General features: G+C 46.2%; 11 protein-coding genes. 6 read left to right on the forward strand and 5 right to left on the reverse strand.

What is annotated here, in order from left to right:
• Positions 1-2: 2 nt before the first annotated feature.
• Together OXH00_21915 and dacB are read right to left on the reverse strand one after the other, a co-directional pair.
• Positions 3-323: a type II toxin-antitoxin system HigB family toxin gene (locus OXH00_21915; GenBank protein MCY3743680.1), complete on the reverse strand. Its 321-nt coding sequence runs from the start codon at positions 321-323 to the stop codon at positions 3-5.
• 192 nt (positions 324-515) lie between these two features.
• Positions 516-1,751 carry a D-alanyl-D-alanine carboxypeptidase/D-alanyl-D-alanine-endopeptidase gene (gene dacB / locus OXH00_21920; protein ID MCY3743681.1) on the reverse strand — a complete coding sequence of 412 codons (1,236 nt, stop codon included), beginning with the start codon at positions 1,749-1,751 and terminating at the stop codon, positions 516-518.
• A gap of 278 nt (positions 1,752-2,029) precedes the next feature.
• Between dacB and cimA the strand changes: the two genes are divergently transcribed.
• A complete protein-coding gene (cimA, locus tag OXH00_21925; protein ID MCY3743682.1) occupies positions 2,030-3,616 on the forward strand; it encodes a citramalate synthase in 1,587 nt (528 codons plus the stop codon).
• A 99-nt stretch (positions 3,617-3,715) separates the two neighbouring features.
• Positions 3,716-4,336, forward strand: a complete 621-nt coding sequence (locus OXH00_21930) for a hypothetical protein (protein MCY3743683.1) — start codon at positions 3,716-3,718, stop codon at positions 4,334-4,336.
• On the opposite strand, the gene OXH00_21935 is transcribed toward OXH00_21930, so the two are convergent.
• The 3 genes from OXH00_21935 to OXH00_21945 all read right to left on the reverse strand — a co-directional run bounded on the left by OXH00_21935 (position 4,333) and on the right by OXH00_21945 (position 6,875).
• Positions 4,333-5,334 carry a GDP-mannose 4,6-dehydratase gene (locus OXH00_21935; protein MCY3743684.1) on the reverse strand — a complete coding sequence of 334 codons (1,002 nt, stop codon included), beginning with the start codon at positions 5,332-5,334 and terminating at the stop codon, positions 4,333-4,335. The genes OXH00_21930 and OXH00_21935 overlap by 4 nt on opposite strands.
• Positions 5,335-5,378: 44 nt before the next feature.
• A complete protein-coding gene (locus OXH00_21940) occupies positions 5,379-6,236 on the reverse strand; it encodes a hypothetical protein (protein MCY3743685.1) in 858 nt (285 codons plus the stop codon).
• Between the two features lie 90 nt (positions 6,237-6,326).
• Positions 6,327-6,875 (reverse strand): redoxin domain-containing protein, encoded by a 549-nt coding sequence (locus OXH00_21945; GenBank protein ID MCY3743686.1) that lies wholly within the window; start codon positions 6,873-6,875, stop codon positions 6,327-6,329.
• Between the two features lie 216 nt (positions 6,876-7,091).
• Here OXH00_21945 and OXH00_21950 point away from each other — a divergent pair, with 216 nt between their 5' ends.
• From OXH00_21950 to mazG, 4 genes are read left to right on the forward strand one after another with little or no spacing between them, the layout of a single operon-like run.
• Complete coding sequence (locus OXH00_21950; protein ID MCY3743687.1) at positions 7,092-9,596, forward strand: tetratricopeptide repeat protein; 2,505 nt, start codon at positions 7,092-7,094, stop codon at positions 9,594-9,596.
• Between the two features lie 3 nt (positions 9,597-9,599).
• Entirely contained in the window at positions 9,600-10,301 is a 702-nt protein-coding gene (locus tag OXH00_21955) for a hypothetical protein (protein MCY3743688.1), read from the forward strand.
• Positions 10,298-11,578: a hypothetical protein gene (locus OXH00_21960; GenBank protein ID MCY3743689.1), complete on the forward strand. Its 1,281-nt coding sequence runs from the start codon at positions 10,298-10,300 to the stop codon at positions 11,576-11,578. Before OXH00_21955 ends, OXH00_21960 begins: the two co-directional genes overlap by 4 nt.
• 11 nt (positions 11,579-11,589) lie before the next feature.
• Positions 11,590-12,381 carry a nucleoside triphosphate pyrophosphohydrolase gene (mazG, locus tag OXH00_21965; protein ID MCY3743690.1) on the forward strand — a complete coding sequence of 264 codons (792 nt, stop codon included), beginning with the start codon at positions 11,590-11,592 and terminating at the stop codon, positions 12,379-12,381.
• Positions 12,382-12,430 lie beyond the last annotated feature (49 nt).

Below are 12,430 nucleotides of genomic sequence, written 5' to 3' on the forward strand. Positions count from 1 at the left end.
GTTCACTTTCTCCAATTTCCTGTATCGTATTCGTCGTGCGTTAGCACCTGATCAATAATCACGACCTGTTTCGTATATTGTACAACCGCAATGAGACGGGCATCATTGCCACTAATGTTGAAAACTGTTAATGTTATTGAATCGCGATTAAATCTTTTGGGGCGTACCTTTACTGGTGAAACGCGTCCGAACGTTTCACGCAACTCAATAATTGACTTGAAACTTCCTGCTCTTATCAATTGTGCCCAATGGTTGAGGGAGGCACGAATATTCGGATGTCGCTCTGCAAATTTCACCAACTCATTTTCTCTAACAATTCGCATAAAACATCCGTATAGTATGTCTGTTGTATTCAAAGACTGTTTCAGTTTTTGAAAGGTTGGCAGAGAATCCGCAGACAGTCAGGTTATAATTATCTCATTAAATCTGTGCTATGAAACAGCGAATATTATACCACACGAAAACTTAAATCGTAAAAGAAATTGCCTTAATAGAATAGCACGCTCAAGTTGCTCCTATTCATCTTCGGAGAGTTTGCCGTTAACATTACTAACGGGATGACGACTGAAACTTGTTAAATAGTTTCCAATCTTATCTTGGATATCCCGCGCGGGGATAGCAGAACCGACGTAGTGGCTGATGAGGATACCGAATGCAAAGACCTCACCATCTGCCGTGGTCGTGTAGCCAGCAAGCGCAGAGACACCACTCAACGTCCCTGTTTTCGCACGTAATATCCTTTCAGCATATACGCCTTGCATCCGACTGCTTAAGGTGCCATCAACACCAGCAATCGGGAGCGATGCCACATACTCCGGCATCAACTCAAAATTCTGATACATATAGACGAGCAACTGCGTGAGCAATTCGGCGTTGAGGAGATTATAGCGAGAGAGTCCAGAACCATCAACAAACCGATGCGCTGATGGTTCACCCATGATTTCTTCTAAGAATTCATTGACAGCATCTCTCCCTTTTTGCCATGTGCCGGGTTCACCCATCACTTCAGCACCTATCGTTTTGAAAAGCAGTTCGGCGATCCAATTGTCGCTCGGTTTGTTCATTAATTTGATGATATCGGCGAGTGGCGGCGATAAGTGTTTGGCAACCGTACGCGCATCTAATGGCACTGTGCCGGGGACAACATCACCTGTCACCTCAATACCTTTCTCTATGAGTTCGTTTTTCAGTAGATAACCGCATGCAAGGGCTCTGCTCCTTGTACCCGGTTCCGGTTCTATTTGTCTGATGCTTAAAGCACTAATCCGAAGCTGCCTATCGTCCCACATCCATCCGGGACCTTCCCGAACAGTATCGAGGTATGTTGTATCAACGACAATGTCACCTTGTATCGATTTCAAGCCAGTTTCAAGCAACGTATCGACCAATTTCATTATATCAATCGGTTGAAGCACTGGGTCGGCTCTGCCTTTGAGGTAGATGTCTCCGACCACTTGTGTATCCGCATCCGCATCGATGTAGACAGTCGTTTCAAACTGGTAGTCTGATCCGAGTTTTGCCAAGGCGGTTGCTGCCGTGAAGAGTTTTGTTGTGGAGGCAGGATGGTGGAGTTTGTAGGGGTTCTTTTCATAAACGACCTCCCCTGTTTTGACAGCGACAACTTTTATACCGACACTTGCTGTTGTGAACAACGTTTCCTGCAAAACGGCATCAATATCGGTGTGTAGTGTTTCGAGCGGGTCTATAGAAGCTGTTGGTAACGGGGGCGCAATGGGTTTCGGTTTTGACACCAACATTCCGCAACCTGGAAACAACAACGCAACGCAAATGAGTAAAATAGCATAGTTTTTCATGATGGTTAAATGATAACACAATTATGTGGATTATGAAAGAGAAACATGTCGTAGAACTACAAATATCTTGACTTTTGCCCTAAAATGTGATAGAATTTCAGTAACAATTAAACGGGTATTGCTACTAAAAGGAGACACCAAATTTTGGCGTTGTAGGGCAAAGTTTGCAAGCCCATATTCAAAAGCGCGAGCCAAAACTTACAGTGAAGAATAACATGGTTGAATTTTACGATACAACGCTCAGGGATGGCAGCCAAGCAGAAGGCGTGGCGTTTTCTGTTGAAGATAAACTCATCATCATAGAAGCACTTGATAAATTAGGGATCCGCTACATTGAGGGGGGTTACCCAGGTTCCAATCCGAAAGATATAGAATTTTTCAAGCGGGCGAAGGGGCTGGCACTCGAAACAGCGACGATTGTGCCATTTGGTAGCACGAGATACCCGACTTATACCGCCGATGCCGATCCGAATCTATCTGCTTTGCTGGACACGGGGGCACGAACTGTCACGATATTCGGGAAAAGTTGGCGGCTCCATGCGACCGATGTCCTGCGCGTGACGGCTGAAGAGAACTTGGAATTAATTGAGAGTTCTGTCCGATACCTCGTGGAGAACGGTCGCGAGGTAATTTACGATGCGGAGCACTTTTTTGATGGCTACGCCGATGACGCTGCGTATGCAGTAGAAACACTGCGAGCCGCTGCAGCAGGTGGTGCGAGTTGTCTCGTCCTCTGTGATACCAACGGTGGTAGATTGCCATTGGAGATCCAGGAAGGTGTCAAGGTCGTCCTCGCCGAGTTATCTTTGCCTGTCGGCATTCACACGCACAACGATGCTGGGATGGGTGCGGCAAACTCGGTATTGGCTGTACAGGCTGGTGCGACCCACATACAAGGTACATTCAACGGCTATGGTGAACGGTGTGGAAACGCTAATCTCGCCTCTATTATCCCTACGGTTCAACTCAAACTCGGGATAAAGTGTCTCAGCGATGTGCAGCTGCAAGGATTAACGAGCGTATCACGACTTATCAGCGAATTGGCGAACCTCCCGCATGATGAGCGTCAACCCTATGTGGGACGTTCTGCTTTTGCGCATAAGGGGGGTTTACATACCGATGCGATCCGTAAAAACCGCCTTACTTATGAACACATCATACCCGAAACGGTTGGCAATACGCAACGGATTCTCGTCTCTGACCAAGCCGGACGCGGCACGATCATGAAAAAAATTGAGAAGGAGTATCCGGATTACGATAAGAATTCACCGCAGGTGTTAGAACTCTTCAAGCGTCTCAAAGAAGCCGAACAAGAAGGTTACCAATACGAAGCCGCTGAAGCATCGTTTGAACTTTTGACACATAAGGTGTTTAACGGATATGAGTCCTTCTTTGATCCTGTCGGTTTTCGCGTGATTATTGAGCAGTTCACTGATTTCGCGATGCGTTCCGAAGCAACCGTAAAGGTCACGACACCAGACGGTCTGACTGCACATACCGCTGCCGATGGCGATGGTCCGGTCAACGCACTTGACACGGCACTCCGAAAGGCTCTCGAACAGTTCTATCCCGCCCTGCAGACAGTCCGGCTCATAGATTACAAAGTCCGAGTGCTGGATACCAAAGCTGGCACTGGTTCAAAAGTCAGAGTGCTGATTGAAGCGAGTGACGGAGAGAAAAGTTGGAGAACCGTCGGTGTCTCAGAGAATATCATCTCCGCGAGTTGCGAGGCACTGCTTGATAGTTTTGAATATAAACTCTATACGGATAAAAAAGTCACTGCCTTACAACAGTCGGAATAATTGTCTGGAATAGGTACGTCTCCTGTCACAAATCTCGCCTGCAAATCACGTTAAAAAATCTAATATCGGGGTACCTTGTTAGGCATCTTAGGGGGAAACATGGGACATTTAGACACAATTGAAAAATCTGCCCAGAAATTGATCGCGCTCTGCCAGAAGGAGAAGCAGACAAAGACCGACAAGGAAAAGATGTTGGCAATACAGGCGGACATCCTTGCAGGCATCGAAAACCTCGCCGAATGTGAACTCTGTGGGTCAATCAGTGAAATTATTGTAACGATGACCTTGGGAGATGTCACAGCGAAGTTATGTAAAGAATGTGGAGTCAAATCCTTGGAGGCAGGGAAAATTCAGTCCGCTAAACAGGGAACTTCTCGAAAACGTGCCCGTCGTGCGAAGACACTGACAGCGTCGTCTGCCGAGTCGAAACCTAAAGCTAAGCCCACCCGGACCAAGCAAGCAAAACCCGTTGAGGAGCCGGAATCTCCTGCTGTGCTACATACCCGCGTTGAGGCACAGACAGGCATCAAGAAAGCCGATGTTAAACGGCTCCATAAGATTGTACAAGACATTGCTGCCCCGATGAGTCCGGAGCATACACTAACTTATGTGCAACGCGAGGTAGAGATAGCGAAAATAAAGGTGGACGCGAACGCTTTGAAAAAGGCGGTCACGCTTTTAACGCAGCGTAGCGGTTCACAGGCTGTATCTGCGGTTTAGCCTGTTTGGATGTGCTTTGCCCATTCCCGATTTGCCTGATACCATTCCACAAGTGCGGTTATTCCCTCTCGAAAAGTGACCTGTGGTCGCCACTCTAAAAGTTTTTCCGCCTTTCGGATATCTGCCCACGTTGCACGCACATCTGCGGGATGGAACGGTTGATGTGAGAGTTCCGCTTCTTTGCCAATTAATTCCTCTATCAGTCGAATCGTATCAATCAGCACGATGGGACTATCTGAACCGAGATTAATCACTTCGTACTTGAGCGGTTTCAACCCTGCAATCACACCCCGGGCAATGTCTTCGAGATAGGTATAGTCTCGCGAGGACTGTTTGCCATCGCCATAGACAATAACCGGTTTTCCTTCGCTAATCCATTGGACGAAGCGGAACGCACTCATGTCAGGTCTACCAGCGGGCCCATAGACAGTGAAAAAACGGAAGATTGTCACGTCGATACCGTAGAGATGGTGGTAACTGTGACAAAGCGATTCGGCACCTTTTTTTGAAGCAGCATAAGGGGATAAGGGACCGTCTGTGTTCGCTTCCTCACTGAACGGAAGTGAGTTGTTCGCACCGTAGAGGCTTGATGTTGAAGCCAATACAAATTTACTTACTTCAAACTCACGGCATAACTCTAACAGGTTTAGCGTCCCGGTCACGTTCGTATCAACGTATACCCACGGATTTTCCACAGACTGCCGGACACCGGCGCGTGCTGCAAGGTTAATCACAGCATTAAAAGTAGTAGGCACACTCCGCTGTGCCGTATCAGAACCTCTAAATATTTTTCGCAGTGCATCTCGGTCGCAGATGTCAAAACGGTGGAATTCAAAGTTTGGGGTGCCTTCGAGTTGCTTGAGTCTCCACTGCTTGACACGTATGTCGTAAGCGGTATTTATGTTATCAACCCCGACGACGGTATGACCCATCTCCAGCAAAAATTCCGTCACTTTCCATCCGATAAATCCTGCACAGCCGGTTACGAGATATTTCATAGGTATTCACTTTCAGCCTTTCAGCAAGTTTGCTATTAAAACTCTCAATCCGATTTGAACTCGTCAAAACGTTCTTGAAACATCGACAGTGCCATTTTTGACATCTCGTATTGCGTTTGGGTATCTGTCTCCAGTTTTTGCAATTCAGCTTCGTGCAGGGACATTAGCGCGTCAACCGCCTCAACTTCTTCTTTCAATGCTTTGATGGCATCAAACTCGGAGGTTTCTTTGGTGCATGCTATCAGCAATTCGTGGTAAAGCGTTACGCCGTTATCAAACCTTTTGAGGTCTTTACGAATACGACTCAACACGCTACGGTAAGTCTCTGGCACTACCGGTCTTTCTGTCTCGGCTAACGTTTTTAAGGCAGTCCCTAATTGCGTCAACTCAAGCTGCTTATCCGACCAAATAATTTTCTTTGCGACACCGTCTACACTGTCATTATCTATAACAGGCGCGTGCTTTTTTAGGTTATCGTGGAGTTGTGTCTCCAATTCAGCTAACCCAGATTGGAACATCTTGAGACGGTGATTGAATTCCTCAGCGTATGCCCGAATTTCAGGGAACTTCTCATGAAGCGTCTCGTGCTTCTCTTTCAATTTGTGAACCTTCAATGTGTAAGTCGGGTAACGTACCTTCAAACTCTGAGAAAGTGTGAGTACTTCTTGCCGTTCACTTTTAGTAAGTTTTCTGGGCTGTTTGCCCTCTAATGTTCCCATTAGTCCGTAAGCAGCGGCGGAGAAACCGCAGACAGTTAGAAATAACGCTAAAATATGGAACAGCGTATCGTCTGCTGCTACCCACATCGCGAACAGCCCGAATCCACCAAGGAGCAGTCCAGTAACAAGCGGAAAGATTGGACTGGATAGGTAATTTTCGACTTTGGGTTCTGTAGAAGACATATTTTTCTCCTATTACAATGGGTTGGACGCGGTTGGTTACTTTTCTTGAATAAAAAAATAGAAGGGATCGCAGGGCAGATCCAGAAAAAATTACTCTTCGTCAGGGGCGGTTAAAAGTTTGTCGATTTCCTTTTTAAGTTCGGCATAAGCCTCCGGTTTGAAATCCGCTTTTCGGTGGAATACAATCGTGCCTTTCTGCGAGATTAGGTAGAGCGTCGGTTTCTTTTTTTCTGTCTGATACTGTTTATGCACTTCGCCTTTCCAATCCAGTAGGAATTTCACAGGCGGCGGGTTTTTCTTGAGTTGACCTCTAATAAACCGTTTCGGTATGAACCCCGGAACGCTCCGCATATCGGCGATGATATAGGCGTTAACCTGTGTGTTCTCTCGATAATCCTTCTGAAACGCCTCTGCCCATTTGTCGTCTTCCTTCCGAATTTTCCGGTTACCGAGAATCAGAAAGACGACCTTACCGCGCAGCTTCTTCAGGTTATGTTCTTTCTCTTCAGGGTCTTGGAGCGTCCAATCCGGTGCTGTGTCGCCAACTTTTGGCGGTGCTGGCTCAGCCTGTTCGTCGGCGAAACTCGCGAGCATCCCGAAAAACGCGATACTGATGATAGCAACGATAAATAATTTCATGACCCAGCCCTCCGTTTGCCCTATGTATTTCCTATCCACATTTTAACACAGTCTTCCAGTAATTGTCAAATTGACTTTTTACGGGAAACCTGCTATCCTATTATGGAATGTTTTAAGCATTTCCAGCGTTTTGTAGTTGCGGGAGTCCTCCTACACCTATCTAACCTTTATTGGTCAACTCATAATGAAGCCTAAACCATAAGAAAGATCGTGCTTATGACATATAGTAGAAAATTTTTATTCGCATTACTTATTTTCGGGATCCTATGCTCTTGTACACAGACTCCCGAGCAGCGTGCTAAAGATGCTACAGTCCTGATAGTTATCGGAGAGGCAGACAGCGGTATCAACCACGGTAGCGGCTTTTTCGTAGGACGTGATAAAATTGCGACCAATATCCATGTTGTTGCTGGTGCAAGAATGGTTTTCGCTGTTGGGAAAACAAAAGTTTACAATATTGAAAAGGTCACTGGATATGATCTCGACCGTGACTTGGTTGTTCTAAAGGTGGAAGGTAAAGGCAACCCCCTTGAAATTGGCGAAGGAAAAATAAACGAACCCATTTTCCTCGCAGGTTACCCCGGTGGAGCTTACGATGTCACAAAGGGCAAAGTACACGGCATCCGAAACAGCGACAAACAACTTCGGTTGGTCCCCGAAGGTTTTCCAGAAAATCGCGGGGCTTCTGTTGTTTCTACTGGGAACAGTGGCGGACCAGTCCTAAACAGCAACGGACAAGTTATTGGAATCGCCGTTTCCACAGCCGAGAATTTTAGTTTCGCCAGTACTTCAATGGCACTGAAGTCATTGCTTAATTCAGATGAGCAAAATCTCTCGGATTGGCAAAAGAAAGATCCTATACTTGCCTTTGTCTATGAAATGTGGGGGCATAATAAATTAGAAAACCATGATTATGATCTGGCAGTAGAAGGGATTAATAAAGCCATTCCATTATACCGGTATGCTGATGCCTACACGATCCGAGGGCAGGCAAAATACAGCCTCAAACGGCATCAGGAGGCGATTAAAGACTTTGATGACGCGATCGGATTGATCCCAGATAATTTCGCCGTCTACTTCCTTAGAGGTATAGCGAATCTAAACAAGGGTAACTACGGGAACGCAATTCAAGACTTTAACAAAACTCTTGAATTAAATCCAGATTATGCAGAAGCTTACCGTCATCGAGGCATTGCGAAAAAAAGAAAGCCTAACCCAGATTATGCAGGTGCGGTTGACGACTATACTGAAGCCATCAAACGAAATCCGAAGGATGCCCGTGCCTATAACAACCGAGGCAACGTAAAATTGAACAGGAACGACTACGATGGAGCATTTGACGATTGTACAGAAGCCATCAAACGAAATCCGAAAAATGCTTATGCCTATTTTAATCGGGGCATCGCGCAAGCAAAAAAGCCTAACCCAGATTATGCAGGTGCGATTGACGACTATACCGAAGCCATCGGCCTAAATTCAGATTATACGCTGTTGGGACAGCTCTACCTCAATCTTGGGGACATGCAGAAAAACTTAGGTCAATATGAAAAAGCCAATCTAAACTTAGCTAAAGCTTACTATTGCTGGGGTAGAGCCGATGCTAACAGCGATAACTATCAAAAGGCAATTAGAAAATTTGATAAATCCATTGCGTTAAATCCGGATGACAAGACCTATTATGCGCGGGGCAATGCAAAGCAGAAAAGCAGCGACTATGAAGGTGCTATTCAAGACTATACAGCAGCTATCAGCCAGAATTCAGATTATGCGAAAGCCTATTATGCACGCGGCGATGTGCGACTCTTGCTTAGTGACGACGGTGATTATCAAGCAGCGGGTGCTGACTTTAAAACGGCTATCAAACTAAATCTAAATTACCCGGAAGCTTACTACAAATTAGGTATAACGCAGCAACGTCTTGGAGAATATCAAGCAGCAATTAACGCCTTTGATCAAGCTATTAAATTAAAGAATCCAACGATTTATGCTGAAGCTTACAGAGCCAGAGCGGAGGCAAAGGAAACTTCACAGAAGAATATAGAGGCTAAAGTAGATTCTATCATCGCCCATAATCATTGGGGCAATGAAGCCTACAAAAGCGGTGATTATGAAGAAGCAATTGAGCACTTTAACAAAAGTCTTGCGTTAAGCAAAAATCTTGAGCGTGCCAAAAATTTTCGAGTCAGGGCATACAACCGGCTCGGCAACATAAAAGAAAAACTTGGAAAACTCAAAGCGGATTTAGCCGATTTAGAAGGCGCACGAAACCTATATAAAGAAGCCATCCAAAACTATGATGAAGCCATTAAATTAGCCACCAAGAATGATCTAGCTTATTACTACACAAATAGAGGCGTGACAAAGCTCCTACGCGGAGCTAGTCGTGACCCCAACGAGGCGATTGAAGACTGTCAAGCAGCACTTCACGATTTTAATAAAGCCCTTGAACAAAAATCAAATTTTAGTTTTTCTTACCATTTTCGAGGGTCGGTGCGCTACCTACTCGGTTACGCGAAGGCGAAGCACGGACATTCAAAGGAAGCACGAAAATTGTATAAGTCGGCAATTGAAGATTTTAAGGCAGCTATTAAGTTGGATGGTGGTTACGCCGGGCACTACGGAGGTCTGGGACTTGCAAACGCTGGGCTTGGTAAAGCGAGAGCGGCGATAGATGCTTTTGAAAAAGCGAAGCAACTAAAAGCAGCGAAGACTGAAAATTAAAATATGAACATTGAACGCACTATCCCTACACTTTTGAATCAGATTCGGGAGGAACTCCTCCCGCATATTGCACGTTCTTCGGCAATCCAGACGGCTGAGAGCTTGCAACTCTTTCGGAGTCAGCTCCACAGTCTCCATTACTACTGTGTTCGCGCGCAAATCCCCGAAGCAGTTTGCAATCGTGTAGAGATCTTGCTTTCAACGAGTGCAGATTTTTGGCGGCTTATCGCTGATAACGAGTTGGTGCTGACAAACTTAAAGGATTTTACGCGCGTTCGCACTTTCTCGGCAGAGGCGGAAGGGATCACTAACCTTGAGGAGCTTCTTTCTGGTGAAGATACGCTCCGGGATGTGGTTATCAACAGTGTGGCGTTTATGCTCAATTGGAAGGCGAATACGATCTGGGTAGATTCTGCTAAGAAGGCACGCACTGCAATGGCAAAGAATTACATGCTCGAAATTCAAGATCGCATTTGGCAGTTTATTAAGGAGAGTACACCGGAGACAGAAGAAGACGATTTAGAGAAAGCCGAGCAGGTCCGTGAACGTGCGGATAGGTTACTCGCCGTGATTTATGCCAGCGATTTGCCAACGGAAGCGCAGGTCACGCTACTCATGCAAATCTACACACTACTGTTGCGACTGCAACTTGGTCAACTGATTCTTCAATTAGAGGCACTTCAGGAGAGTGATACGGACGCATGAGAACACACTTTTTCAGTGCAGCTTGCCATATCAAATGCCTCCGTTCCAATTATTCACGCCGTAGGGCAAAAACCGCTTGCTTCAGCACACTCCCGCTGCTTCTGTTTTGCAGTGTCCTCTCCGCTGATGTGCCAATGTCAGATGCTGAATTATTGCCGGGAAAGGAAGTGCGTATCACAGCCCCAAAGACAGGGAAAACTTTTCTCCTTTACGTTCCGGTTGATTACACCGATAAACGTCCATTTCCGGTTATTTTTTATTACCACGGTTACCGTGGGACAGCCACAACCCAGATGTTCAGGCATATAACAAAAGGAGAAGGGTTTATCATTGTCGGCATGAATTACGCAACTGATGACTATTACAAAGGACACCTCCCACCTACCAAAACAGCACCTGAAAAGGCATTTTTTTATGAAGTTATAGCACTCGTCTCAGCACGCCTGAATATAGCAATGGATTATATCTTCATGGGTGGTTATAGCCAAGGCGGCTATTCGACAACCGTTCTCGGAGAACAGTTGCTGGATCGGTTAGCAGGTTTTCTTATTTTGGGTGCAGGTAGACGCAATGTGGATATGGAACCACCGCCAACTGAACTGATTCGCGGGCACCCGATCTTCTACGGCGCAGGCGAATTGGATGATCCACACTATCCACGCGCAAAACGCGCATCCGGGTTTTATACAGAGTGGGGCGCAGATGTGACGTTTGAGGGGTGGCCAGATGAAACACACAGTCTTTCTCCAAAATGGTCAACAAAAACGAAGATGCGAGAGTGGCTTATTGCTTATGGACCAGCGAAACAGGTTGAGTCTGGGTTTGAAAAGGCACAAATCGCTGAAAAGGATGGTAGACTGGGCGAAGCGTTCACACTTTATGCCCAAATTGTGGACATTTTGCCTGATACGGAATTATGCCGCACAGCGAAAGAATCAGCGACACGTCTTACTACGCAAGCCGAAATCCAACTCGACCAGTTGAAAAAGGCAGGGGATAAGAAACCGTATGCTGAAGTGGTGAAGGCGTTAGAGATGTTTCGCAATACATATAGCAAGAGTGTTTTCGCGGCGCGTGCTACGCAATTGCTCAGTGAACTGTTGAATGCGAAGGCAGATGCGTTAGAAAAACGCGCCCGTGCGGCAGAAACACAGAAAAACTATGCGCGCGCGTTGCAACTCTATGAACTCTACCTGACTTATTTTCCAGAGGCGGAACGCTACCCAGAAGTCCAGAAACACGTGAAGAACTTGAAAAACAAAACAGGAACGAAGTAAAGGAGATCGGTATGCCAAAAGATCTGTTTGAGGAACTCGTTGATGTCATAGCGACACTGCGAAGCGAAAATGGATGTCCGTGGGATCGCGAGCAGACGCATGAATCGCTGAAATCTACACTCATTGAGGAAACCTACGAGACCCTTGAAGCGATTGATACGGGTGATCCAAAGAAGTTGAAAGAAGAACTCGGTGATCTGCTTTTAAACATCATGCTTCAGGCACAGATTGCAGCCGAACACGAGGATTTTGACATCTACGGCGTAATTGAGACCTTAACAGAGAAACTTATACGGCGGCATCCGCATGTCTTTGGTAATGTGGATGTTGAGAATTCGGATGAGGTCGTGAGGAATTGGGAGGCGATCAAACGTCAAGAGGCGGGTTATGAGGATCGGAAATCCGTACTTGATGGGATTCCGAACGCACTCCCGATGCTGCTCCGCGCACAGAAGATACAGAACCGCGCAGCACGTGTCGGTTTTGATTGGGATGAGCTGACCGATGTTGTTGCTAAGGTTGAGGAGGAACTTGAGGAAGTTAAAGTGAGTATCAGCACAGATGACCCAGAGGCAACAGCGATGGAACTCGGGGACCTGTTGTTTGCTATCGTGAATCTGTGTCGTTTTATGGAGATTCAAGCGGAGGAGACATTGCGGCAGGCGAACCGAAAATTTATACAGCGTTTTAAATGGATGGAAGCAGAATTAGAACGCCGCGGCACGAATTTTGAAGCACAAAACTTAGAAAGTTTAGACGCAATCTGGGAAGAAGCGAAAAAAGCCGAAGCCGACATCGATTGATTCTCTCTTCACGTAAATCTTTTGACTCGGACAAGAACGCAGGTGGAAG

The sequence above is a fragment of the Candidatus Poribacteria bacterium genome, from assembly GCA_026706025.1.
In the GTDB taxonomy this organism is placed as follows: domain Bacteria; phylum Poribacteria; class WGA-4E; order WGA-4E; family WGA-3G; genus WGA-3G.